The following is a 24249-nucleotide window of genomic DNA, read 5'->3' as shown; positions in this document are numbered from 1 at the left end:
GTTGTTTCTTGCGCTGGCGCAGAAGCCGTAGCTGGCGCTGAGGTTCAGCGCGGCACGACCTTAATTGCTGCTGGCCTTCCAGGTGCCGTCAGGCTGCTTGCAGAACCAGAACTGCCACTTTTCCGTGGTGGCGCCGCGGGCGAAATCGCCGACCAGGAAGCGGCAGAGGCGGTCGTCCTTGACCTTGCTGGTCTGCGTGGGGGTCAGCTGCACGGTGATGGGCGGGGCCTTTTTAGGCTGGTGCGTGCTGCTCCACTGGGTGCGCTGGCCGTCGGCCGAGCTGTTCAGCGACTGCGCCACGGCTTCGTGGAACGAGGGCTGATCGCCCTTGGGGATCTGCGTGATGATGGCATTGTTCAGCATCACCGGAGGCGCGGCGAGCGCCGGCGCGGCGATGCCGCAAGCCACCAGCAAAGAGGCGAGAACGCGGGTGTGTTTCAAGATGGGCTCCCTGTTGAGTCGTAGTGTTATGCCTGATCTTGGGGCGATAGTACGCGAACAGATGGAACAGTGCTTTGCGCGGCGCGCTGTAACCGGCGGTTTTTACCTTGAGGCCACACCGCAATGAAGAAAGCGCGGCGTCATGGAGCACGGCAACCGCCTTTCACACAGGCGAAAAAAAGCCGCCAGATGCTGGCGGCCAAGGTACAACAAGGGGAGGGGTAAATCCGCGTGCGCTCAGTTGGCGTGGTAGACGCCTTGGAAGGGCACGTTGTTCGGTTCCACATCGGCCATCTGGCCGGCGGCGCGGGCGGCAGCCAGTTCGGCGCGCACTTCAGCGCGAGTCTTGCCGGTGGCGGGCGTGCCGTAGACGCCTTGGAACGGAACGTTGTTCGGTTCGACTTCGGCCATCTGGCCGGCAGCCTTGGCAGCGGCCAGTTCGGCTTGCACCTGGGCGCGGGTCGGGCCTTCATACGGCGTGCCGTAGACGCCTTGGAACGGGACGTTATTGGGTTCGATGTTGGGCGAGGCGGCGTAGGCGCCGGCGCTCAGCGCGGCCAGGGACATCATCAAAGCGGTAGCGAGGGTCTTCATGGTAAATCTCCGATTTCAAGAGCTTTGGGAGCGAATCGGCGGCCTATCCGTCTGGTTCGTTGCTGTTTCCCGATGGCTCAATAGTGCGCTGAATCGGAGTAGGGATAAACCCTTGTATTGGTAAAAGATATTCCCATCAGTGGAAAGATAGTTGGTTTCTTAGGATATATTTTCCATTGATGGAATTGGGGGCGCCCTTTCCAGGCGAACGAAGGCCTGGAACGCGGTAGTTCCATGAGGTTTTGGATGCGGGCGGGGGAGGCCGGCGTGGCCGGTATCAGTAGTGCGGCGGTATTTCGTCGCGCAGGCTGCGGAAGGGGGCGCCGCCCTCGGGCGTCTGCTGGCGCAGGTCGGCCACTTCACGCATCAGCCGGTCTATCTGCTGTTGCTGGCGCACGATGATCTGGTTGAGCTGTTCCAGCATGTCGTCCGAGAAGCTGGCCTTGACCTCCAGCTCCAGCAGGCGGCGTTCGATGTCTTGCGAGTTATCCATGGCGGGTATTAGAACCGATTCCCGCCACGGCCCCTACAGGAGACGTGTTTGGCGCAGCGGCAGTGGTGGCGTACGGGCATGGGGCGCTGGGCGGTGCATGGGCTGCTGGCCTCGTTCCCAGCGGGCGCTGCCTGGGCGCAGGAGGCGGAACCGCTGATGCCCGCGGTGGTGGTGACGGGGACGCGCCTGGGCACCTCGGTGCTGGACACGCCGGCCTCGGTGAACGTGGCGGAAGGCGCGGCCATGCGCCTGCAGCAGCCGGGCATCAACCTGTCCGAAGGCCTGGCCGGCGTGCCCGGCCTGCAGATCCAGAACCGCCAGAATTACGCGCAGGACCTGCAGATATCCAGCCGCGGCTTCGGCGCGCGCTCCACCTTCGGCGTGCGCGGCGTGCGCCTGTACGTGGACGGCATCCCGGCCACCATGCCCGATGGGCAAGGACAGACGTCGAACATCGACATCGGTTCCATCGGCCGCGTCGAAGTGCTGCGCGGTCCGTTTTCGGCGCTGTACGGCAATTCCTCGGGCGGCGTGATCCAGGTGTTTACCGAAGACGGCGTGGAACCGCCGTCGCTCACGGCCAGCGGCTGGGGCGGCAGCTATGGCACATGGCGCTATGGCGCCCGCGCCAACGGCGCCAGCGGCGGACTGGACTACGTGCTGGACCTGACGCGTTTCACCACCGACGGCTACCGCGACCACAGCGCCGCGCGCAAGAACCTGGGCAATGCCAAGCTGGGCCTGCAACTGGACGACGCCAGCCGGCTGACCATCGTGGCCAACAGCGTGGACCTCAAGGCGCAGGATCCGCTGGGCCTGACCTATCAACAGTTCCAGGACGATCCACGCGCGGCTCCCCTGGCCGAACAGTTCGACACCCGCAAGACGGTCAGGCAGACCCAGGGTGGCGCGGTCTACGAGCGCATGGTGGACAGCCGCAACACCTTGCGGGTGATGGTCTATTACGGCCAGCGCGACACCACGCAATACCAGGCGATCCCCCCTGCCGCGCAGATGGCGCCGACCCAGGCTGGAGGCGTCATCGATCTGAAGCGGCAGTACGGCGGCGCGGACTTGCGCTGGACCTCCGAGCTGGCGATGGCGGGCAGGCCGCTGACCGTGATCGGCGGCTTTGCCTACGATTCCATGCGCGAAGACCGCAAGGGCTACCAGAACTTCAGCGGCGCGGGCGCCAACCGCCAACTGGGCGTGCAGGGCGCGCTCAGGCGCGACGAAACCAATACCGTCTACAACGCGGATCCTTACCTGCAGGCCTCCTGGCAGATGTCGGAGCGCTGGACGCTGGACGCGGGCCTGCGCTACAGCACCGTCAGCTTTGATTCCAACGACCATTACATCGTGTCAGGCAATGCCGACGACAGCGGCGATGCGCGCTATCGCAAGGTCTTGCCGGTGGCAGCCATCCGCTATGCGCCGGATCCGGGTCTGAGCCTTTACGCTTCCTACGGCCGGGGTTTCGAGACGCCGACGCTCAACGAAATCTCCTACCGTCCCGGCGGGCAGCCCGGCCTGAATTTCGGCCTGGCGCCCGCGCTCAGCACCAATCTGGAAGCGGGCGTGAAGGCCAGCATGGCGGGCGGCCTGCTGACGGCCGCCGTGTTCCATACCGGCACCGACGACGAGATCGTGTCCGCGGGCAGCGCGGGCGGACGGACCACCTACCAGAACGCCGGCCGCACGCGGCGCGACGGCGTGGAACTGGGCTGGTCGGGCGAATTCGCGCGCCATGGGCGCGCGCAGCTCGCCTATACCTGGCTGAATGCGCGCTATGCCGACGACGGGCCAGGCGATATCCGCGCCGGCAACAAGATCCCCGGCATCGCGCGCCAGGCCGCCTATGCCTCGCTGGCCTGGGCGCCACCGGAAGGCTGGCAGGCCTCGCTGGAAGGGCGTTTCCTCAGCAAGATCTATGTGAACGACGCCAACGACGGCGATGCGCCCGGCTACTTCGTGGCGGCGCTGAGCGCGGGCTACGTGCTCAAGGCGGGGGCTTGGGAGCTGAACGCCTACGGGCGTGTGGATAATCTGTTCGACCGGCGCTATGCCGGGTCCGTTATCGTCAACGAGACCAACGGACGCTATTACGAACCGGCAGCCGGACGCAGCCTGGGAATGGGCGTAGGCGCGACCTACAGGTTCTGAGGCTGGCGTTCAGTCCGGCATGTCCGGATAGCAGAAACCATAGTCTTCGCAGGCCGGACAGCCGGGCGCGGCGGCGGGCGGCAGGCCCGCCTGCTCACAGGCGGAATAGGCCAGGAACTGCTTCCACCGCAGGTTGCGCACATTGCGCACCACCAGTCCCGGATAGTGGCGCGCCAGCAGGAAGGTCACGTCCTCGCGGCCGGACAGGCCCAGGTCCCGCCACAGATGGTCGGGCCGCAGACAGGCGTGCGCCAGCACGCTGCCGACCCAGGACGTGGTGCTTGCGCCGGGCGCGGCCCAGGTGTCCAGCAGCGCGCGCAGCAGACGCATGAATTCCGCCTGGGCCGCATCCATGCCGCGGACCGGGTAAATGGCGGCCTGCTCGCGCAAGGCAGCCAGCGCGGAATCATGGCCCGTCAGCGCGCCGGGAAAGAGGCGCGCGATCAGCCCTTCCAGTTCCCGCGACGACAGGCCGCTGCGTCCCAGATCGCCGCAGGCCAGGCTCTTGCCGATGACGGTGGCAAAGAACCCCGCGTCGGGATGGCCGGGCGGTGCATGGCGCAGCAGCGCGCTGGCGAACCGCAGGGTGGGTTCGGCGTTACAGGCCGGGGCTGCTGCGGGGGCGATCGAAACGGCGTGCATGGCGGAGGAGCGTTGGGCGCAGAATAATTAAACTGTTAATGAAATCGTTATGTTGTCGAATATATAACGAAACTTATCCGCAGTCTTTGCGGTAAAGCACGGATGGCGGGGCTTGCCAGATTGGCGCGGGAAGGCGCGTATCATCGGCCCCTTCCTATCCGTCCCCTGAAGCTTCCGCATGCTGCGTTCCTTCCGTCCCGTCGTTTCCCGCCTGTGCGGCGCCGTTGCGCTGGCGCTGGCCGGCCTTGCAGCCATGCCGCAGCCGGCCAGGGCTTTCGACATCGGCGCAGTCATCGAGGCCAGCCGGCTGTCGCGCTATCCGCTGCAGGAACCCGAGAGGCGCGTGTGGGGCACCGAGAACGTCAAGGACGCGGTGCTGGTTGGCCAATTGGAGAACCGGCTGTACCTGTACCGATACGTGCGCGAGACGGGCAAGGAGTTCAAGCTGGATTTCCGTTCCGCGCCGCTGGCGATAGATCCGGCTTCCTGGAAGGCGTCGCGCGAGGAACGGGTGAGCGTCAGGACGCCGCGCAACGGCGAGACGCATTACTGGGTCGGCTATTCCTACAACGATGCGGACGAGGCGCGCGCCACGGGCTTTCTGGTGGACGCGACGGGCGAGGTCTATGAGGTGGCCGCGGACGGCGCGCTTGCGGTGGTGAGCGGCACCCGGCCTTGGGATGAAGCGCGCAAGGCTGCCATTGCGGCCGCGCTGCGACCGGCGTTGCTGGACTATCCCAACCGCTTGAAGACCTTTCCGGTGCAGGTGCGCTTCGAGCAGCGCGCGCCGGTGGACGGGCAGGCCGGCTTTCTGGCCCTGCACCAGGCGGCGCGCGCCGTTCCGCGCGCCAAGGCTGCCGAGTTCGGCGCCGCGCTGGCTGCGTTGCGCCGCTACGCGCTGCTGCGGGACTATCGCGAGATCGATTCCACCGGCAAGAATGCGCAGGTACTGACCGCGTTGAACGACTACGGTTTCTGGCTGGCCGAGTCGGGCGAGGCGCAGGAAGCCGACCTGATCCTCGGCGAGGTGCTGCGGCGCGATCCGGCGCGCACCGCCGCCTATCTGAACCGCGCCGACGCTCGCTGGAAGCAGGCAGGACGGGCGGGCGAGAAGCGCGACTATTTCGAGGCCCTGGCGCGCGAGGACTACCGCCAGTATTGTTCGCGCCGGCTGGCCGCGCAGGAGCCCATCCCCGGAAATATCTCCAGTCGCGTCGCGGGGGCGCTGAACGTCCCGGCCCTGGACGCGGCGGCCTGCCGGCCGCGCCTCGCCATCTTCCAGGCGATCCAGGCGGGCGATGCGACCGCGGTGCAGGCCGAATTGGTGCGCGGGCAGGATCCCGACGGCGTCAACGAGAACGGCACGCCGGCGCTGGCCGCGGCGGTATCGCGCAAGCAGCTCGCGATCGTGCGGATCCTGCTGGCCGCGGGCGCCAAGGCCGATGGCCCCCACAAAGGCTACCCGCTACTGGCCAGCGCGTTGCCGGACGGCCAGGACACGCGCCCGGCCGCCGAGCGCTATGCGCTGGCCGACACCCTGATCGCGGCGGGCGCGCCCGTGGATGCGGTGGACAGCGGCGGCACGCCGTTGCTGATGCGGCGCATTTCCTACTACAGCGGCGACAAGGACAATCTGCTTTATCTGCTGGACAAGGGCGCCAACCCGAACGCCCGCGAGAAGAACGGGCGCTCGTTGCTGCACGCCGCCATGCAGAGTCCGAAGAACTTCTGGTTCGCCGAGAAGCTGCTGGCCAAGGGCGCGGACATCAACGCCGCCTATGTCCGCATGTACTACGGCAACCGCGCCATGTGGGAAACGCCGCTGTTGGAAGCCTTGCGCGAATCGCTCAGCGGCGAGTTGGCGCCCGCTGTGGCCTATCCGATCCCCGAAAGGGTGAGTTTCGCGCTGGCCCATGGCGCGGATCCCGCCGTGGGCGGCTACGGCGCGGGCAAGGCGTTGGAACGCAACGGTTTGAGCGAAGCGCTGGGCCTGGCGGTGCGCTACATACAGCCCGCGTTGGTGGACCAACTGGCCCAGGCCGCAGGCAAGCCGCAAGCGTCGCTGACGCCGGAGTCGCTGTCCAGCCTGTTGAGCGTGTGGAACCAGGTCGAGATCCGCGCGGCGGTCAAACAGAACGGCCCGCAATGGGAGGGGCTGCGCGCGCGGCTGCGCGCCACCGCCGCGCGCCTGCTGGCTGCCGGCGTGCCCCTGACGCAGGTGTCCGATGCGACTGGCGTGCTGGCCAACCGCATCGCGCCGCTGAGCCTGCCGTGGCTGCCGGACGACCTGTACCTGGAATGGTTGCAAGCGGGCGCCGATCCCTCGGATCGCACCGACCAGGGCATCCGTATCCAAGGCGTGGCCGACCCCGATGCATTGCCGCTGGTCATCATGCTGAGGCTGGGGCAGGAGGCCAAGGCGAAAATGCTGCTGGAGCACGACGCCGGCCTGTACCGCACACCCTGGCGCTGCGGCGCGGCGGTGGCGGACATGCTGGCCTGGCAATTGAGTCAGGACGGCAGCCCCTTGGGGCCGGCCGGCGCGCGCGCTGTCAGGCAGTTGCTGGACGGCGCCGAGGCCGCGCCTGCCTGCGACTTGAACCAGCGCTCGCGCGTGCAGCCTTTCGCGGGCCTGAGCGCAAGCGAACTGGCGCGCCGCGCCAACGTGACGTTGACGCTGCGGCCGGCGCCCTGAGACCGGCGCGTTCGCGGGATTGCCGCACAAAAAAACAGGCGCCCTGAGGCGCCTGTTTTTTTGCTTCAACGGCAAGCCGTCATTACATGGCGTGACCCATGTTGACGTTCATGTTGTACAGCACCCAGGCGGAGCCGCCGACGATGATGGAGATGATCATCAAGGTGAAGACGAACGTGGCCAGGTTGTCGCGGGCCGACTTCGATGCGCCCATGTGCAGGAAGTACACCAGTTGCACCAGCAACTGGAGCACGCACAGCGCCACCACGCCGATGATGGTGATGGTGTGGGACAGCCCGCCGTTCATCACCAGGCCGAAGGAGCCGAAGGTGAGAAGCAGCGAGAGCACGAAACCGATGATGTAGGACTTCAGGCTGCCGTGGTCGGCGGCGTGATCGTCGTGGCCGTGTGCGGCCGCAGCGGAGTGCGACATCAGAGGGCTCCCATGAGATAGACGAAGGTGAAGACGCAGATCCAGACGATGTCCAGGAAGTGCCAGAACAGGCTCAGGCACGCCAGGCGACGCTTGTTGATCGAGTCCAGGCCATGGCGGCGGATCATGTCCAGCAGGACGATGATCCAGATCAGGCCGAAGGTGACGTGCAGGCCGTGCGTGCCGATCAGCGTGAAGAACGCCGACAGGTACGCGCTGCGGCCAGGATCGGCGCCGATCGAGATCAGGTGATGGAATTCATAGACTTCCATCGCGATGAAGCCCGCGCCGAACAGGAACGTCACCATCAACCAGCCCATTGCGCGGCTCTTGTTGTTGGCGTGCACGTTCAGGTTGGCCATGCCGAAAGTGAAGCTGGAGAACAGCAGCAACAGCGTTTCGACCAGCACGAACTTCAGATCGAACAGTTCCTTGCCCGTCGGGCCGCCCGCGGTGGCGTTGGACAACACCGCGAACGTGGCGAACAGCACCGAAAAGATCAGCAAGTCGCTCATCAGATAGACCCAGAAACCGAATACGGTCTTGGATCCATCGTCGTGATGCGCGTGATCGTCGTGACCCGCGTGGGGGTGAGTGGCTACGGCTTGAATCATGGCTCAGGCGGCCTTCTGCATTTTGTCAAAGTGAGCGTTTTCGATGCGTTCGACTTCCGCGGCCGGGACCCAGTAGTCGACGTCGCGGTCATAGGCGCGGACGATGAACGAACCGACCATGCCGACGAAACCGACGATGGACAGCCACCAGATGTGCCAGATCAGCGCAAAGCACATGACCAGGCCAAAGGCGCCGATAACCACGCCCATGGCGGTGTTGCGCGGCATGTGGATGTCTTCGTACTTGGCCGGGCGCTTGTAGGCCTTGCCGTTCTGCTTGTCTTCCCAGAACTGGTCCAGCGAGTCAACGTGCGGCACGTGGGCGAAGTTGTAGAAAGGCGCGGGCGAAGAGATGGCCCATTCCAGCGTGCGGCCATCCCAGGGATCGCCGGTGACGTCCTGGTTCTGCTTGCGCTGGCGAACCGAGACGAACACTTGCTGCAGCAGGAACCAGATGCCCAGCATGATCAGCGCGGCGCCAGCCAGCGCGACCAGCAGGTAGGGCTGCCATTCGGGATTGTCGTAGTGGTTCAGGCGACGCGTCATGCCCTTGAAGCCCAGGATGTACAGGGGCATGAAGGCCATGAAGAAACCGACGAACCAGCAGTAGAACGAGTAGCGGCCCAGGCGCTCGTTCAGCGTGAAGCCGAACGCCTTGGGGAACCAGTAGGTCATGCCCGCGATGCAGCCGAACACCACGCCACCGATGATGGTGTTGTGGAAGTGGGCGATCAGGAACAGGCTGTTGTGCAGCACGAAGGACACGCCGGGGATGGCCAGCATCACGCCGGTCATGCCGCCGATGACGAACACGATCATGAAGCCCAGCGTCCACAGCACCGGCGTGGTGATGCGCAGGCGGCCGCGGTAGATGGTGAACAGCCAGTTGAAGATCTTCGCGCCCGTCGGGATCGAGATGATCATTGTCGCTATGCCGAAGAAGGCATTGACGTTGGCCCCCGCTCCCATGGTGAAGAAGTGGTGCAGCCAGACCAGGAACGACAGCACGCCGATGGCGGCCGTGGCGTAGACCATGGACTTGTAGCCGAACAGGGTCTTGCGGGCGAAGGTGGCCACGATTTCCGAGTACACGCCAAACGCCGGCAGCACCAGGATGTAGACCTCGGGGTGGCCCCAGATCCAGATCAGGTTCACGTACATCATGACGTTGCCGCCCATGTCGTTCGTGAAGAAGTGCGTGCCCAGGTAGCGGTCCATCGTCAGCAGCGCGAGCGTGGCGGCCAGCACCGGGAAGGCGGCGACGATCAGGACGTTGGTGACCAGCGAGGTCCAGGTGAAGATCGGCATCTTCATCAGGCTCATGCCAGGCGCGCGCATGCGCAGGATGGTCACGATGAAGTTGATGCCGCTAAGCGTGGTGCCCAGCCCGGATATCTGCAGCGCCCAGATGTAGTAATCCACCCCCACGCTTGGGCTGTAGTCCAGCCCGGAGAGCGGCGGATAGGCGAGCCAGCCGGTCGCGGCGAATTCGCCCACGAACAGCGAGATCATCATCAGCGCGACGCCGGCGCCGAACAGCCAGAAGCTCAGCGAGTTCAGGAACGGGTAGGCCACGTCGCGGGCGCCGATCTGCAGCGGCACCACGATGTTCATCAGCCCGGTGATGAAGGGCATCGCCATGAAGAAAATCATGATGACGCCGTGGGCGGTGAAGATCTGGTCGTAGTGGTGCGGCGGCAGGAAGCCGGCCGAGTCGGCGGACGCGACTGCCAGCTGGGTACGCATCATGATGGCGTCGGCGAAGCCGCGCAGCAGCATGATCAGGGCGACGATGATGTACATCACGCCGATGCGCTTGTGATCGACCGAGGTCAGCCATTCCGTCCAGAGATACTTCCACTTCTGGAAGTAGGTGATGGCGCCGAAGACCGCTAGGCCTCCCAGGCACACGGCGGCCAGCGTAACCATGACGATGGGTTCATGGTACGGAATGGCCTCGAGGGTGAGTTTCCCGAGCATTGTTAGTTAATTCCTGCGATCAGATTGTTCGACGTGGGGGTGCACGTGGCGGAGTCCACGCCGGCCATCTTGGTCATGGTGCTGCCAAGAATGAAATCAAACATGGCGGGGGGCGCCGAGGAGTACTTGGCGACCGGGTTGTGCTCGCTGCGCTTGGTCAGCTCCGCATAGACCTCGGGGGTCAGCGCGGTCGGGGCGGCCTTGGCATCCTTGACCCAGTTGTCGAACCCTTCCTGAGACATGGCGATGGCCTTGAAACGCATGCCGGAGAAGCCGGCGCCGCTGTAGTTGGCCGAGATGCCCGCATAGGTGCCGGCTTCGCGCGCGTTCAGGTGCAGCTTGGTTTCCATGCCCGCCATCGAGTAGATCTGGCTGCCCAGCTGGGGGATGAAGAACGAGTTCATGACCGTGGCCGAGGTGATCCGGAAGTTGACCGGAACATCGACCGGGAAGGCGATCTCGTTGACCGTGGCGATGTCGTACTCGGGGTAGATGAACAGCCACTTCCAATCCAGGGAGACCACCTCGATGGTCACCGGCTTGTGTTCGGACACGAGCGGCTTGTAGGGATCCAGCGCATGCGTCGAGCGCCAGGTGATCACGGCCAGGATGGCCACGATGATACAAGGGACGGTCCAGACCACGACTTCGATTGCCGTGGAGTGGGCCCACTTGGGCTGGTAGTCAGCTTTGGTGTTGGATGCGCGGTATTTCCAGGCAAAGGCCAGGATCATGACGATGACCGGAATCACGACGAGGAGCATGAGCCCGGTCGTCGTGAACAGCAAAGTCCTTTCCTGGATGCCGATATCTCCCTTGGGGGAGAGGATTTCCATGTTGCAGCCGCCAAGCAGCATGACCGCGCCGACGCTGAGAATGCGCGTAAGGGTCGCAAGGAGGGGGTGTTTCACGTACAGCCTTGGATGGAAGGTGGGAAATGCTGCAAAGCAGCAGACTGGAATGCTGCTAGGCAGCAAGGTCCATCCTATCGGCTTGATATGGGTCAAGCATGCGACGAATGGTCGCATTGCCTGGGAGGATTCCGCCCCAAGGGGGGCAGATTCAGGGTTTTCCTAGGGGAGCAGGAGGCTGCCCCCAGGTTCCCGGGTGCGACGATATGTCGCACCACCGCATGAGTAGGATGCGACGTTTTGTCGCATCCGCACAAATCAGTCGACGAGCACTTCGCGTTCCGGCCCCGGTTTCTTGGCCAATTTGCGCTGCAGGGAGCGTCGATGCATGCCCAAGAGGCGCGCCGCCGCCGAAACGTTGCCGCCGGTTTCGTGCAGGGCCTGGTGGATGTGCTCCCATTCCAGGCGGTGCAAGGGCGTCATGGTGGTTTCGATCGTAACGTTTTCCGGCGTCACCAGGCCCAGCGTGCGCAGGATCATGGGCGCCGTGGCGGGCTTGGGCAGGTAGTCGTCCGCGCCGCGCTTGATGGCCTCGACGGCGGTGGCCACGCTGGCGTAGCCAGTGACCAGCAGGATCCGCATGTCGGCGCGCAGGGCGCGCAACGGACGGATCAGGGTCAGGCCGGAGTCTTCGCCCAGGCGCAGGTCCACCAGGGCGAAGGCGGGACGGATTTCCTCGGCCACGCGCAGCGCCTCGGCAATGCCGGTGGCGGTTCGGGTTTCCAGGCCGCGGCGCGACAGGCTGCGCTGCAAGGTGCGCACATACAGTTCGTCGTCGTCGATCAGCAGGCCAAGATCGGTTGGATTCATTGCACTCAAGTCCCGGTACTCCCCAGCGGGAGGTAAAAGCGAATACGCGTGCCGCCTTCCTCGGCGGCGGTCATGGTCATTTCGCCGCCCATCTGTTCCACCGTGGCGTGCGACAGCGCCAGGCCCACGCCCAGCCCTCCCGGCTTGCCGCTGTTGAACAGGCTGGTCGCCGGCAGCAGGGTCTGGTCGGGATCGAAACCCCGTCCGTAGTCCCTGACTTCGCCGCGCAGGGCGCCATAACCGTACTCCAGATGCAGGTCCACGCGCGGCACGTCGGCGGCTTCGCCAGCGTCCGCCGCATTGTTCAGCAGAGCCTGCAGCAAGTGGGCGATGGCCGGATCGACCCGCAGGCGGCCGGGCAGGGTGCCCGAGCGTTGCAGGTCGATGGTCGGCCGGATCAAACGCCATTGCCCCACCACGCGGACCAGATCCACCGCGGTTGGGACCGCCAGATTGCGGATACGTTCCCGGCACAGGGCCAGCAGCTGGCTGAGGGTGGAGACGTCGGCGCGCAGGTCCTCGTCCTTGACCTCGGCGGCGATTTCGTCGGCCAGCAGGGTCATGGTCGCCAGCGGCGTGTTCAGTTCGTGCGCCATCGCCGCGGCGTGGGTGGCCAGGGCGACGATGCCCTCGTTGCGGGTGAAGCGTTCGCGCAGCCGCGCCAGCTCGCGCTCGCGGTCGCGCAGGTCCGAGGCCAGGCGGGTCGAAAACACCAGCACCACCACCACGGATATCAGGAAGTTGGCCCCCATGCCCCAGAGCAGCAGGGTATGGGTGTCGACGTTGCCGCGCAGAGGCTGGCCGAAGATCGCGGCCGCGGCGTAACCCGAGATGCCCGCCACCGCCGCGGCCAGCGCCCAGTTGCGCGGCAACGCCAGCGCCGCCAGCGCGGTCAGGATCAGGAACATCATGCCGAACGGATTGCTGATGCCGCCGCTCCAGCCCACCATCCAGGCCAGCACCGCCATGTCCACGAACAGATGGCCGAAGGCGGTGGCGTGGGACAGGTCGCGCCGGTGGCGCAGGCGCAGGCTGGCGTAGGCATTGAAGCCGATCAGCGCGCCGACGCCTATCCACAGCGGCTCGAGCGGCAGGGCCAGGCCCAGGACGCTGCTGGCCAGCAGGATGGTGGCGGCCTGGCCCGCGATGGCGAGCCAGCGCAGGCTGCAGAGGGTACGCAGGAATGAAAAGGCGGAACTACCGGGCATATCCAGACACAGAGGTGCCGGCTGGCTGCCGGCGGCTACGGGCGCCCGGCTGCGCGGAACGCTGGCATCCGGGGCGCGGCGCAGGAGGCCGGCTGCCCCGCCGCGCCCTCAGGCGGGCCGGCGGTGGATGTGCTGGCATTGTATGGCGAATCAGGCGCTGCCGCCGGTCAGCCTCCGATTAATGCGTCCCCGATATGCGTGCATGACGCCTGGACCTGCCGCCGCCCCGCCTCTGTCTTAGTGGATATCAGAGGTGCCGCTGTGTGCCATCGCGGGCGGCGGATAGTCTTCCTCGTCGGACGCCATCTGGCCCTGGATCTGCGCCTGCCGCAGCTCCTGGTCAACTTGGGCGCGGGTTTCGGACTGGCGCGACATGACCGGGGGAGGATAGTCTTCGTCGCCGAACGTGTACTGGCCGTTAGCCTTGGCCTGGGCCAGTTCGGCGCTGACCTGGTCCGCCGTCTTGGCGGCCGGGGCGGCGTAGGTCACGCGCCAGTCGCCGTAAAGGTCGTGCGTGTACTGCGTGGTCTGGGCCTGGACGGCCCCGGCGGCGGCCAAGCCGGCGCATAGCAATAAGGTCCTGCTGAGGGTCTTCATGAAACGCTCCTGGCAATCAAAGCTTGCGGCCGTGGAGGGCCGCGCCTTCGTTCGCGATGCGGTCTGCGGACGATTCCTGGATGCGGGAAAGCCTGGCCGGGCGCGCCGCGAGGGCGCGCGCCGGACCTTTTCCAATTCGACCCGGCGCGCGGCGCGGCGTTGCACCGCGGACGGCCTTGTTGCAAGGAAGCTGTTTCAGCCGTGCAGTACAGCTGTCAAGCCACTTTCATGGGGACGTTGCGGGCGGGGCCTCAGTGGCCGTGGCCGGCGGCGGGAGCGGCTGCCGCGTTCAGCGGGCGCGCCACCGCGTCCACCGGCACGCGGCGCTGGCGTTTGTCGGCGTCCTCGACGATGAGCGTCAGGGCGACGTGGTCGCCGGGCGAGATCTGGCCGGCCAGGTCGATCAGCATCACGTGATAGCCGCCAGGCTTGAGCTCCACGGCCTGGCCCGCGGGCAGGGCGATGCCAGGCACCTGGCGCATCTTCATGACGTTGTCCTGCATCGCCATTTCATGGATTTCCACATGCTTGGCGGCCTGCGATTCCACGCCGACCAGGCGGCCGGCGGCGGCGGAGGTCAGGCGCATGAAGACGCCGGTGGCGTGCTGGCTGGGCACCGTGGAGCGCACCCAGGCGTCGTCCACCTTCAGGGCGGCGTCCTGGGCGAGCGCGGCGGGGTGGGCGCCCGCCAGGGCGCAGACGGCGAAGGCGGCGGCCGCCAGGGACTTGATCGCGGATTTTTTCATGATGGTTGTCTCTCTATATAGGTTCGGGTCAGAGCACGGTGCGCAGGTCGTCCACGCATTCCTGCGCGCTTTGCTGGTGGCGCAGGGCGATGCGCAGCTTGCCGCTGGCGTCGATGACGTAGGTCAGTGCGGTGTGGTCCATGGTGTAGGACGAGCCGGTCGCGACCTTCTGGTAGAAGACCTTGAACGACTGGGCGGCGGCGCGCGTCTGCTCGGCATTGCCGCGCAAGCCGACGAAATCCGGGTCGAAAGCCTGGGTATAGGCGCGCAGGATTTCCGGCGTGTCGCGCTCGGGATCGACGGTGATGAAGAGGACGCGCAGCTTCTTGGCATCCGCGCCCAGCAGGCTCTTGATCTCGACGGCGCGGGTCAGCGCCGTGGGGCAGATGTCCGGGCACTGCGTGAAACCGAAGAACAGCATGACCGGCTGGCCAGCGTAGTCGGCAAGCCGGCGTTCGCGGCCCTCGGTGTCCTGCAGCTGGAAGTCGCCGGCCGGCATGCCGGACAGGTCCATGCCGTGCAGCTTGGGCGCATCGGGGCCGCAGCCCGCCAGGGCCAGCAGGGCGAAAGAGGACAGCAGCAGGCGGCGCCGCGGATCGGGCGCGTGGGCGCGCGGCGCGCCAGCGGGCGCGCGCAGAAGGGGGGAATGCATGAAAACCTCGTCGGTTGACGGTTCGTCCAGGGGCGCGGCGGGGCCGCGCGTGCAGGCGGAGTCAGGCGAGGAATGGCGGGGCGCGGGAACCCAGCGGCGGACCCGAGGCGGTCCGGACGGGTGGGGCGTCGCGCGCGGGCGCGGGCAGCGCATGCCGGCCGGCGGCCAGCAGCAGGGGAGTGAGCGCGGGAGCGGGCGCGGGCGCCACATGCGCCAGCAGGCCGAAGGGGCAGAGCGCGCCGGCCTCGGCGGTTTCGTGTCCGGCCTTGTTCTTGTCGCCGGGCGACAGCGCCAGCGTCAGCGCCGACAGGTCGCCGGCAGCCGAGCAGAACGTGACTTCCAGCCGGCCATCGTGCAGCGCCCGGGCGTCGGGCATATAACCCGCGGGCACCAGCGCGCGCAGCGCCAGGGCCAGGAGCGCCAGCCATAGCACGCCCCGCGCGCGCGCGGCGCTGCCGAGATGCTGGAGGCGGGTCAGGCGGGACATGGCGGTATTCTAGTGCGCAGGCAGGCCGTCAGGCTGCGTCCAAGCGCCGCACCAGCGCGATGTAGCGGCGTTGCGCCTGATCGGCCGGCAGGCCGGATAGCCGTTGCCAGGCGGCGTGCCGCACTTGGTCCAGCGGCGCCGCGCCGGGTTCGGACGAGGCCGGCGCATCGCCGTGGCGCGCCTGCTGTTCGCAGGCGTACAGCCGGATGGCGATGGCGGCCGAAGGTTCGCGGGCCAGGGCCCGCCGCTCGATGAGCGCGGCTTCAAAGGCGTCGGGCAGCGCTTCGGCCGTCAGGGCCTGGGTGTCCGCGTCGATGGCGTCGCCCTCGGGCTCCCGGCCGCTTGCGGCGGCCAGCCGACGCCACATGGCATCCTCGCGCGTGGGGTCGTCGGCCTGGGCGTTGACCTTGGAGATGGCGTTGTTGCGCAAGCGCAGGGTGTGCGTGGCGCCGCCCAGATGCAACTGCGCGCCGTCCTGCACCTGGTAGCTCAGCGGCAGCGCGATGGAACGGCCAGAGGGGGCGGGCGGACCCACGCCCTGGATGGCGAAGGTATTGCGCGAGTAGTCCATCAGGCGCGAGAACAGGTCGATCAGCGCGCCCCGGCCTTCATAGACGCCGCTGATGGGGCTGTCGCCTGCCTCGTTCCAGACCACGTCCTCGGCGAACAAGGGAAACAGCAATTCGAATTTCCCAGCCAGCAGCGAACCGCGGTAGGCCTCGAGCAGGCGTTCGACATCCTCGGCGCCCATGGGGGCGGCGCGTCCGGCGGCGCGCGCGGGTTGCGCCGCGGCGGGATCCTGGCCCATGAATTCGAGCACGTTGGCGGCGACCCGGTCGCGGTCGTTGTCCACGCAGATCATGTGATAGCTGTTGTCCAGCAGCACCAGCCGGCTGCCGGCGATCTGCTGGTGCAGCAGATGGGCCGAGCGCACGGACGTGAGCTCGTCCTCGTGGGCGTGCACGATCAGGGTGGGGCAGCCGATGCGGTCCAGCCCGCGCCTGACGAAGCCGCGCAGCCGGTCGACTTCGCGCACGCAGGCCAGCGGCACCCAGCGGTAGTGGAAGTTCTCGCCGCGTTCGAACTTGGCCTTGACGATGGACCGGACCAGTTCGTTCTTGATGCCGTAGGGCTCTTCCTCTTCGACCCGCATGCGCGCGCCCAGGCCCGGAATGCGGTAGACCAGCTTGCGCAGGCCGCGATACCACGGCGTGCTCCAGCCGTCGATGAATACCGGCGCGGCCAGCGATACCAGCTTGCCTTTCTTGTGGCCGACCCGCTTGCAGAGTTCGACCGCCAGCAGCGCGCCCAGGCACATGCCCATCACGTGCAGGGTGTCGTAGCGGTCGGCGATCTCATGGTATTTGGCGGTCACGGCGTCCAGCCAGGCCTCCGCGCGCACCGACACCAGGTCTTCCGGCGTGGTGCCGTGCCCGGGCAGGGTCAGGCTGTGCGTTTCGATGCCGACGCGCCTGAGCACCTTGTGCATGGATCCCAGGTCGTACTGGGTTCCGCCCAGGCCATGGATCAGCAGCGCAGCGGTGCCGGAATTGTCTGGGCTAGCGGACATCGGCCGGCTCGCGCTCGATTTCTCCCAGGCGCCACATGCCCGCCACGACCGCGACGCTGCCGTCGAAGTCGGCCAGCGGCGAGCCGCGGTCACTGACGACGCGCCAGCCTCCGTCCGCATGCGCCAGCCGGAACGGCAGCGGCGTGCGGTCCTGCGCGCCCGCGCGCCGCGCCGCCCAGTGCATCGACAGGCGGGCGCGATCGTCCGGGTGGGCAAGCGCCAGCAGCGCGTCCAGGTCGGAGATGGCGCCAGCGGATAGCCCGAACGCGTCCTGCAGGTCGCCCGCCAGTTCCAGCGCGCCGTCATGCGGATCGTAGCGGTACATGAGTTGATGGCTGCCCGCCAGCGCCAGGTCGAAGCGGCCGCGCCATTGCTCGGCGTCGGCCTGCGCCTGCTCGCGGGCGCTGCGCAAGGTGTTGACCAGCAGGAGCAGGAGCGCGGTGACCACCAGATAGACCTGGGTGGCCAGCAGTACGTGCCAGGGATCGTTGGCCTCGACAAAGGGGCCTTCGCCCTGGGCGCTCTGGTATAGCGCCATCACCATCAAGGTGACCATCGCCAGCGTGCCGCCTTGCGGTCCCCACACCAGCGCGATCAGCACCGCGAACACCAGGGGCAGATAGGTCAGCTCGAACGACACGACGTAGGGCAGGTTGCGGATCATGTCGCCGTCGAAGGTCATGAAGGTCGACACGATCATCAGCACGTAGGCCACGGCCCCCAGCACGAAGTCGCGCAAGCGCGGGCCGCCCGAGCGGCGCGGGCGGAACTGCGCCCAGCCGGTCAAGGCCGGCGCCAGGATCAGTATGCCGGCGAGATAGGCCACTACCCAGGTGCGCAGCCGCAGCAGTGCGCCGGCCTCCTGCGTCAACCATAGCCAGCCGCCGCCCAGCAGCGCGCTGCAGGCCGCGCCGGCCACGGCGCCGGCCAGCAGCGCGGCCACGAAGCCAGGCCCGTGCCGGCGCGGCGACAGCCGCTGCACCGTCCAGGCGGCCAGCATCGAAGACAGGCTGCCCGTGACCGCGAACACCACCGCGGTCACGGGCTGGCCGCGCCAGACCAGGGTCAGCAGCAACTGCGCGCAGAAAAAGCCGATCAGCAGCAAGGGCCAGTCGCGGCGCCGCGTCAGCAGGTAGGCGCCGACCGCCACGCCGGGCGGCAGCCACACGAACGAAGCATGGCTGACCGGGTCGTTCAGCAGATGCGAAAACCAGCCGCAAAGCAGATAAGGGATGGCCCACAGCAGGCAGAGCGGGTTTCTTCTGGACGAGTCTTTCATTCCCATGAGGGTCCTTGCTGGCGCATTGATCCACGGCGAAAACCGTTCGCCCCGATCTGCGGGTTATACACGCTCCGCGTCGGCCCGCGAAGCGCTCGCGCCACACCAATCCGCCAAAATCTTGGTACCCTTGAACGCACTCAGATCCCGATACTCCACCTCAGTGCCCCAGGTTTCAGTGCTCTCCTTGTCCGCTCCGGCCTTGCCCGTTTCCGTTTCATCCACAGCCGCAGCGCCCGCCAGCGGGGGCTGGACAGGTCCATCCGCCCGCCGCTGGTTGTGCGTCCTGGCGGTCGCGCTGTTGACGTTGCTGAGCGCCTGCGGCACCACCAAGGTCCAGCCCGGCTACTACCGCGTGCAATCGGGCGACACGCTGACCCAGATCGCGCGCAAGCAGGGCACCAGCGTCAGCAATCTGGTGCGCTGGAACAATCTGTCGAATTCCAATTCCATCGAGGTCGGGCAATTGCTGCGGGTCCAGTCGCCGGCCGGGCAGGCCAGCTCCTCCACCACGCCCAGCAAGGCGCGCGGCAAACCCGCGCCTTCGCCCAAGTCGTCGACCTCGACCGCCAAGCGCCGCACCGCTCCGCCGGGCGCGATCTCGCTGGTCTGGCCCGCCCAGGGCAAGGTCACGCGCGGCTACGATGGCTCGGGCTCCAACGGCATCGTCATCAGCAACTCATCGGGCACGCCGGTGGTGGCCGCGGCGCAAGGCACCGTGGCCTATTCCGGCAGCGGCCTGCGCGGCTACGGCCATCTGGTCATCGTCAAGCACAACGCCAGTTTCCTGAGCATCTACGCGCACAACAGCAAGCTGCTGGTCAAGGAAGGGCAGCGCGTCAGCCAGGGCCAGAAGATCGCCGAAATGGGCAATAGCGACAGCAAGCAGATCGGCCTGTACTTCGAATTGCGCTACGACGGCCAGGCGGTCGATCCGGCGGGATCCTTGCCGCCGAAGTAAGTCGCATGGCCCTGTGCCGTAGATGCTAGATATGCACCAGCTGCTTGAGCGAATCCAGCTTCAGGATGCATAGCTCGCCGCGCCGGTCCGAGATATAGCCCTGGCGCCGCCATTTGGCGAATATCCTGCTCAACGTTTCGGCGCGCATGCCCAGCTTGACCGCAATCTGCGAATGGCTCAGCGGCAGCACCACGGGCTGGCTGCCCTGCGGCTTGCCCGCGCGCAGGATGTACTCGGCCAGGCGCTCTTCCGCCGAACTCGACGTCAGCCAATCGATCTGGTCCGTGTGATGACGGATCAGGTTGGCGCTGTGCGCCATGACGCGGCAGGCGAAGCGCGCGTCGTTCAGGCAGAGCTGGCGGAAGGCCTCGCCATTGAGCAGGCAGCCGTTGCCGTCGGTGCGCGCGCGCACGCTGTGCAAATGGCGCGGCGCGGCCTCGAACAGCGAGGACACCGACAGCCAGCCGCCCGGGCCGACATGGCCGAATACCTTGTCGCCGCCATCCGCGGTGTAGCGCAAGCCTTGCAGCGATCCCGCACACACCAGCAGGCAGGAGGAAGCCGCCTGGCCTTCCGAAAAAATCGTATCGCCCGCGCCGAACTCCAGCCAGCGGCTGCGCTCCGCCAGGGCGAGCAGGGCGGTATCGCCGACGCCATCGAACCACGGGTGCTGGCGCAGCGCCGCCATCAAGGGTGCGGATCGTGAATTGACAATAGTCATTTGGTCTGGGGGGCTGGGCCAATAAAATTAATGCGATTGATTCTTATTTGTGATCGTACCACTGCGCGGACCGTCGCCAACGGCGGGGCCGAGCGGCGCAACCAGCTCCCACATGACTTTCTCAGCGTTTTTCCGCGCCGCCGTGGCGGCAGGCGCTCTCTTGTCGTCCGCCGCCGGCGCGACGCCCATCGTGTTCAAGGACATGCTGGGCAATGCCGTCAGCCTGCCCGTCCCGACGCAGCGCGCGGTGACCCTGCCCATGCCCGCCGGATCGCTGCTGATCTCACTGGATGGGGGCGCGGAGCACCTGGCGGGCATGCATCCCAGCGCCTACGGCCTGATGAAGGACGGGTTGCTGGCGCGGATCTTCCCGGCCACGGCCGCGGTGCGCACGGACATCACCCGTTCCGGTTTCGTGCCCAATGTGGAAACGCTGCTGCAGATGCAGCCCGACCTGGTGTGGCAATGGGGGCATATGGGCGACGACCTGCTCGCACCCCTGCGCAATGCCGGGCTGCCGACCGCGGCGCTGGTGTACGGCACCGAGGACCGCACCCGCGAATGGATACGCCTGATGGGCCTGTCGCTGGGCCAGGAGGCCCGCGCGCAAGCGCAGTTGCGCTGGCGCGATCAAGTGCGGGCGGAGATCCGCGCCGTCACGGATGCCATCCCGGCGGGCCAGCGGCCGGGCGTGCTGTATCTGTCGCGCCATGCGCCGCAGCTGCGCGCCGCGGGCGGCAACACCAGCTTCGAGGATGACATCACGCTGGCGGGCGGACGCAACGTCTCCGCATCCATTGCCAGCGGCCAGACCGTGAACATCGAACAGATCATGGCCTGGGCGCCCGAGGTGATCCTGCTGAACAATTTCGAGCCGGGGTTGACGCCGGAAACCTTGTACCGCGACCCGCTGTTCGCCGACATACCCGCCGTGCGCGAACGCCGCGTCTACAAGGTGCCGCTGGGCGGGTATCTGTGGGATCCCCCCAGCCAGGAATCGCCCTTGTATTGGCAGTGGCTGAGCCTGCTGCTGCACCCGGAAAAATTCTCCTGGCCCTTGCGGGACAACATCGCCCGGGCCTACGGCGAACTCTATGGCTATCAGCCCGGCGCGGACGAGATCGACGCGGTGCTGCGCCTGAAAATGAATCAAGGGGCCGCGGGCTATGAACGCTTCCGTTGAAACGGCGCGCGCGCCGGGCAGGGCGGTGTCCACGCGCCAGGGCGCATGGTCGTGGCCGTGGCTGCTGATGGCGCTGGCGCTGCCGCTTTCCGTGCTGGCGGCGCTCTGCGTCGGCCGCTATCCGCTCGCGCTGTCGCAGGTGTCCAGCGTCCTGGCCGGGCTCGCCTTGCCGGACGGCTTGGCGGCCTGGCTGCCGTCGGTCAGCGCCACGGAGCATCGCGTGGTCTTGCAGGTGCGCTTGCCGCGGGTGCTGCTGGCGGTGCTCGCAGGATCCAGCCTGGCCATGTGCGGCGCGGCGTTGCAGGGCGCCTTTCGCAATCCGCTGGTCGGTCCGCAGATCCTGGGCATTTCGTCGGGCGCCGCATTTGGCGGCTGCGCGGCGATCCTGCTGTTCTCGTCGCTGTGGGCGACGCTGGGCCTGGCATTCGCCGGCGGCCTGCTGGCGGTGGCCATCGTCTATCTGCTGAGCCGCGCCAACGGCCGCACGACCATTCTGATGCTGGTGCTGGCTGGCGTGGTGACCAGCGCCTTTTTTTCCGCGCTGATCTCGCTGACTACCTACTTCGCCGATCCGAATGACAGCCTGCCGGCCATCGTGTTCTGGCTGATGGGCAGTTTCGCCACCGCCACCTATACCAAGCTGGCGGCGGCCGTGCCGCCCATCGTGGCCGGCATGGCGCTGCTGTACGCGCTGCGCTTCCGCATCAATGTGCTGTCGCTGGGCGACGAGCAGGCCAGCGCCATGGGCATTGCGGTCGAGCCCTTGCGCTGGCTGCTGCTGGGCTGCGCCACGCTGGTGGTTTCGGCCAGCGTGGCCGTATCGGGCACCGTGGGTTGGGTAGGGCTGGTGGTGCCGCACATCGCGCGCATGCTGGTCGGTCCCGACCACCGAGTGCTATTGCCCGCCAGCGCCCTGATAGGCGGCACCTACATGGTGTGGGTCGACACCGTAGCCCGCAGCGCCACCAGCGCCGAGATTCCGCTGGGCGTGATTACCGCGCTGATCGGCGCGCCGCTGTTCGCATGGCTGTTGCGCCGCGCCCAGCGCGGGGGAGCGCAGCATGCTTGAGCTGAAGCAATTGGCCGTGCAGGCCGGCGGCCGCCGCCTGTTGAGCGATCTGTCGCTAAGCCTGTCCGCCGGACAGATCCTGGCGGTGCTGGGGCCGAACGGCCGCGGCAAGACCACGCTGCTGCGCACCATCCTCGGACTGAACCCGCCTGCCGCAGGCAGCGTCCGTCTGCAGGGCCACGCCGCCTATGTGCCCCAGCGCAGCGACACGCTGTATGCCTATGACGTGCTGACCATGGTCAGCATGGGCCGCGCGCGCCATCTGCGCTGGTACGCATCGCCCGGCGCGCACGACTGGCGCATCGCCCGCGAATGTCTGGGCGAAGTTGGCCTGGCGCATCTGGCGGACCGTCCTTTCCACGCCTTGAGCGGCGGCGAACAGCAACTGGCCTGCATCGCGCGCGCCATGGCCAGCGCCAGTCCCATGATCATCCTGGACGAGCCCGCGGCCGCCCTGGACCTGCGCAATCAGGACGTGGTCCTGTCGTTGCTGCGCCGGCTGGCGCGCGAACAGGGCCTGGCCGTGGTCTTCACCACGCACCAGCCGCAGCACGCGCAGCACATCGCCGACCAGACCCTGCTCATGCATGCCGATGGCTGCGAAGCCGGCGCCACCGCCAGCATGTGCGTGGACGAACGCCTGAGCCGCCTGTACGGCCTGCCGGTGCGTGTGACTACCTTGCGCGGCGAGTCTGGCGACATCCTGGGCGTGATCCCCGTCTTCCGTTGAATCATGAAAAACACCATTGCCTACCTGAACAACTGGACCGGCGACGGCCCTGCCGCGCTGACTGGCGGCCCCGCGCCGCGCGCCGCCTGCCTGCCGCTGTATCAGCTGCATGAACGCGATCTTTCCGGCTACCGCGCGCTGCTGGTCCCGGCGCACACCGACCAGCGCTACTTGCTGGAGCACAGCGCGCTCCTGGAAGACTATCTGGAAGCGGGCGGCACGCTGGTCTTCAACGGCCATGTCGCCTATCCCTTCCTGCGCTGGCTGGCGCCCTTCGTGCCGGGATCCGGCGCAGGCATCGCGGGCCTGCGGGTGCAGCGTGCCGCGCCCCATCCGGTGTTCGACGGCGTGGACCCCGAACACCTGACGTTCCGGCGCGGCGTGGCGGGTTTCTATGCGCGCGGCGGCAATCCCGCGCCGGACGGCGCGCAGGTACTCAACACGCTGGGTCCCGATGCCCAGCCCATCGACTGGGTCCTGGCCCTGCCAGGAGGCGGACGCCTGCTGGTGCATTCCGGCAATGACCTGTGGATGTACGCCGGCAGCGCCGACAGCGCCGGCCGCATCGTTCCCCAACTGTTCGACTGGCTGCACGGAGACGCGGCATGACTGCAGGACGCACCCCCGTGATCGCGGCGCTGGACGCCGGGACCTACTACCACCATCGCACCTTCCGTACGCCGGACCTGATGCCTCACATCGACCGGACGATATATCTCCGCGACCTGGACGAGGCCGCGCTGCGGGGCTGCGACGCGTTGATCGTGTCGTGCCGCAGCAATCCGGATCTGCTGGTGCCGCACCGTGATCTCTGGCGCCGCTTCCTGGCCGCCGGCAAGACCCTGGTCGCCATGGGCGAAACCCATTCCGAGCGCTGGCTGGACGGCGTGCGCTGGACCCCGTCCGAAGTGAATTTCTGGTGGTGGAAAGAGCCGGGCGCCGATTCCGGCCTGCGCCTGGCGGCGCCCGCGCATCCGCTGTTCAGCACCCTGACGCTGGCCGACGCCACCTGGCACCAGCACGGCTCCTTCGAACCGCCGTCAGGCGCGCTGTCCTTGATCGACAAGGCCGGCGCCGGATCGGTGCTGTACGAGGACAGGCACAGCACGCCGGGTCGCCTGATCGTGACCTCGCTGGACCCGATGTATCACCACGGCAGCTACTTCATGCCTGCTTCCAGCCGGTTCTTGCGCGGCTTTCTGCCCTGGCTGAGGGATTCCACGCCGGCCATCGATCAAGACCTGCCCCCCGCCTGACGAGGCGCGGACCG

At 67.1% G+C, this 24249-nt stretch carries 25 protein-coding genes; 8 read left to right on the top strand and 17 right to left on the bottom strand.

Going from position 1 to position 24249, the window contains the following annotated elements; translation table 11 throughout:
• Positions 1-60: 60 nt before the first annotated feature.
• The 3 genes from IPU70_RS06195 to IPU70_RS06185 all read right to left on the bottom strand — a co-directional run bounded on the left by IPU70_RS06195 (position 61) and on the right by IPU70_RS06185 (position 1528).
• Complete coding sequence (locus IPU70_RS06195; protein ID WP_013395899.1) at positions 61-441, bottom strand: hypothetical protein; 381 nt, start codon at positions 439-441, stop codon at positions 61-63.
• A gap of 237 nt (positions 442-678) precedes the next feature.
• The gene (locus IPU70_RS06190; RefSeq protein WP_013395898.1) at positions 679-1035 is read right to left on the bottom strand and encodes a DUF4148 domain-containing protein; all 357 of its coding nucleotides are present in this window, start codon (positions 1033-1035) and stop codon (positions 679-681) included.
• Between the two features lie 277 nt (positions 1036-1312).
• Positions 1313-1528, bottom strand: coding sequence for a SlyX family protein (locus tag IPU70_RS06185; RefSeq protein WP_207465794.1), 216 nt, complete (start codon positions 1526-1528; stop codon positions 1313-1315).
• A gap of 78 nt (positions 1529-1606) precedes the next feature.
• Here IPU70_RS06185 and IPU70_RS06180 point away from each other — a divergent pair, with 78 nt between their 5' ends.
• Positions 1607-3691, top strand: a complete 2085-nt coding sequence (locus IPU70_RS06180; RefSeq protein ID WP_207466001.1) for a TonB-dependent receptor — start codon at positions 1607-1609, stop codon at positions 3689-3691.
• A 9-nt stretch (positions 3692-3700) separates the two neighbouring features.
• On the opposite strand, the gene IPU70_RS06175 is transcribed toward IPU70_RS06180, so the two are convergent.
• The gene (locus tag IPU70_RS06175; RefSeq protein ID WP_207465792.1) at positions 3701-4333 is read right to left on the bottom strand and encodes a nitrogen fixation protein NifQ; all 633 of its coding nucleotides are present in this window, start codon (positions 4331-4333) and stop codon (positions 3701-3703) included.
• A 178-nt stretch (positions 4334-4511) separates the two neighbouring features.
• Between IPU70_RS06175 and IPU70_RS06170 the strand changes: the two genes are divergently transcribed.
• Positions 4512-7028: an ankyrin repeat domain-containing protein gene (locus tag IPU70_RS06170; RefSeq protein WP_207465790.1), complete on the top strand. Its 2517-nt coding sequence runs from the start codon at positions 4512-4514 to the stop codon at positions 7026-7028.
• An 82-nt stretch (positions 7029-7110) separates the two neighbouring features.
• On the opposite strand, the gene cyoD is transcribed toward IPU70_RS06170, so the two are convergent.
• From cyoD to IPU70_RS06110, 12 genes are all read right to left on the bottom strand, one after another.
• Complete coding sequence (gene cyoD / locus IPU70_RS06165; RefSeq protein WP_013395893.1) at positions 7111-7461, bottom strand: cytochrome o ubiquinol oxidase subunit IV; 351 nt, start codon at positions 7459-7461, stop codon at positions 7111-7113.
• The gene (gene cyoC, locus IPU70_RS06160; protein WP_173145897.1) at positions 7461-8075 is read right to left on the bottom strand and encodes a cytochrome o ubiquinol oxidase subunit III; all 615 of its coding nucleotides are present in this window, start codon (positions 8073-8075) and stop codon (positions 7461-7463) included. The genes cyoD and cyoC overlap by 1 nt, the downstream gene beginning before the upstream one ends.
• A gap of 3 nt (positions 8076-8078) precedes the next feature.
• On the bottom strand, positions 8079-10055 hold the full coding sequence (cyoB, locus tag IPU70_RS06155) for a cytochrome o ubiquinol oxidase subunit I (protein WP_013395891.1): 1977 nt from the start codon (positions 10053-10055) through the stop codon (positions 8079-8081).
• A gap of 2 nt (positions 10056-10057) precedes the next feature.
• Positions 10058-10966 carry a ubiquinol oxidase subunit II gene (cyoA, locus tag IPU70_RS06150; RefSeq protein ID WP_207465788.1) on the bottom strand — a complete coding sequence of 303 codons (909 nt, stop codon included), beginning with the start codon at positions 10964-10966 and terminating at the stop codon, positions 10058-10060.
• A gap of 258 nt (positions 10967-11224) precedes the next feature.
• Positions 11225-11776, bottom strand: a complete 552-nt coding sequence (locus tag IPU70_RS06145; protein ID WP_207465786.1) for a response regulator transcription factor — start codon at positions 11774-11776, stop codon at positions 11225-11227.
• A 5-nt stretch (positions 11777-11781) separates the two neighbouring features.
• Positions 11782-12984 carry an ATP-binding protein gene (locus IPU70_RS06140; protein WP_207465784.1) on the bottom strand — a complete coding sequence of 401 codons (1203 nt, stop codon included), beginning with the start codon at positions 12982-12984 and terminating at the stop codon, positions 11782-11784.
• A gap of 237 nt (positions 12985-13221) precedes the next feature.
• A complete protein-coding gene (locus IPU70_RS06135; protein WP_207465782.1) occupies positions 13222-13581 on the bottom strand; it encodes a DUF4148 domain-containing protein in 360 nt (119 codons plus the stop codon).
• A 251-nt stretch (positions 13582-13832) separates the two neighbouring features.
• Positions 13833-14327, bottom strand: a complete 495-nt coding sequence (locus IPU70_RS06130; protein ID WP_207465780.1) for a copper chaperone PCu(A)C — start codon at positions 14325-14327, stop codon at positions 13833-13835.
• Positions 14328-14355: 28 nt separating this feature from the next.
• Positions 14356-14979, bottom strand: a complete 624-nt coding sequence (locus IPU70_RS06125; RefSeq protein ID WP_013395885.1) for an SCO family protein — start codon at positions 14977-14979, stop codon at positions 14356-14358.
• Positions 14980-15040: 61 nt separating this feature from the next.
• Entirely contained in the window at positions 15041-15466 is a 426-nt protein-coding gene (locus tag IPU70_RS06120) for a DUF2946 family protein (protein WP_207465778.1), read from the bottom strand.
• Between the two features lie 28 nt (positions 15467-15494).
• Positions 15495-17036: an acyl-CoA-binding protein gene (locus IPU70_RS06115; RefSeq protein ID WP_207465776.1), complete on the bottom strand. Its 1542-nt coding sequence runs from the start codon at positions 17034-17036 to the stop codon at positions 15495-15497.
• Entirely contained in the window at positions 17026-18315 is a 1290-nt protein-coding gene (locus tag IPU70_RS06110; protein WP_207465774.1) for an MASE1 domain-containing protein, read from the bottom strand. The genes IPU70_RS06115 and IPU70_RS06110 overlap by 11 nt, the downstream gene beginning before the upstream one ends.
• Before the next feature lie 277 nt (positions 18316-18592).
• Here IPU70_RS06110 and IPU70_RS06105 point away from each other — a divergent pair, with 277 nt between their 5' ends.
• Positions 18593-19276 carry a M23 family metallopeptidase gene (locus IPU70_RS06105; RefSeq protein WP_207465999.1) on the top strand — a complete coding sequence of 228 codons (684 nt, stop codon included), beginning with the start codon at positions 18593-18595 and terminating at the stop codon, positions 19274-19276.
• Positions 19277-19301: 25 nt separating this feature from the next.
• Here the strand turns inward: IPU70_RS06105 and IPU70_RS06100 are convergent, their stop codons facing one another.
• Positions 19302-19997 (bottom strand): Crp/Fnr family transcriptional regulator, encoded by a 696-nt coding sequence (locus IPU70_RS06100; RefSeq protein WP_148260634.1) that lies wholly within the window; start codon positions 19995-19997, stop codon positions 19302-19304.
• A gap of 112 nt (positions 19998-20109) precedes the next feature.
• Here IPU70_RS06100 and IPU70_RS06095 point away from each other — a divergent pair, with 112 nt between their 5' ends.
• From IPU70_RS06095 to IPU70_RS06075, 5 genes are read left to right on the top strand one after another with little or no spacing between them, the layout of a single operon-like run.
• Positions 20110-21180, top strand: coding sequence for an ABC transporter substrate-binding protein (locus IPU70_RS06095; protein ID WP_207465772.1), 1071 nt, complete (start codon positions 20110-20112; stop codon positions 21178-21180).
• Positions 21164-22249: an iron ABC transporter permease gene (locus IPU70_RS06090; protein ID WP_242702334.1), complete on the top strand. Its 1086-nt coding sequence runs from the start codon at positions 21164-21166 to the stop codon at positions 22247-22249. The genes IPU70_RS06095 and IPU70_RS06090 overlap by 17 nt, the downstream gene beginning before the upstream one ends.
• A complete protein-coding gene (locus IPU70_RS06085) occupies positions 22242-22979 on the top strand; it encodes an ABC transporter ATP-binding protein (protein ID WP_207465771.1) in 738 nt (245 codons plus the stop codon). The genes IPU70_RS06090 and IPU70_RS06085 overlap by 8 nt, the downstream gene beginning before the upstream one ends.
• A gap of 3 nt (positions 22980-22982) precedes the next feature.
• Positions 22983-23588 (top strand): hypothetical protein, encoded by a 606-nt coding sequence (locus IPU70_RS06080; RefSeq protein WP_207465769.1) that lies wholly within the window; start codon positions 22983-22985, stop codon positions 23586-23588.
• On the top strand, positions 23585-24235 hold the full coding sequence (locus IPU70_RS06075; protein ID WP_207465767.1) for a hypothetical protein: 651 nt from the start codon (positions 23585-23587) through the stop codon (positions 24233-24235). The genes IPU70_RS06080 and IPU70_RS06075 overlap by 4 nt, the downstream gene beginning before the upstream one ends.
• Positions 24236-24249 lie beyond the last annotated feature (14 nt).

The organism is Achromobacter sp. SD115 (assembly GCF_017355315.1).
In the GTDB taxonomy this organism is placed as follows: Bacteria; Pseudomonadota; Gammaproteobacteria; order Burkholderiales; family Burkholderiaceae_B; genus Achromobacter; species Achromobacter xylosoxidans_B.
Note: the sequence above shows the minus strand (reverse complement) of the source record. Positions and strands in the feature narration are given on the sequence as shown.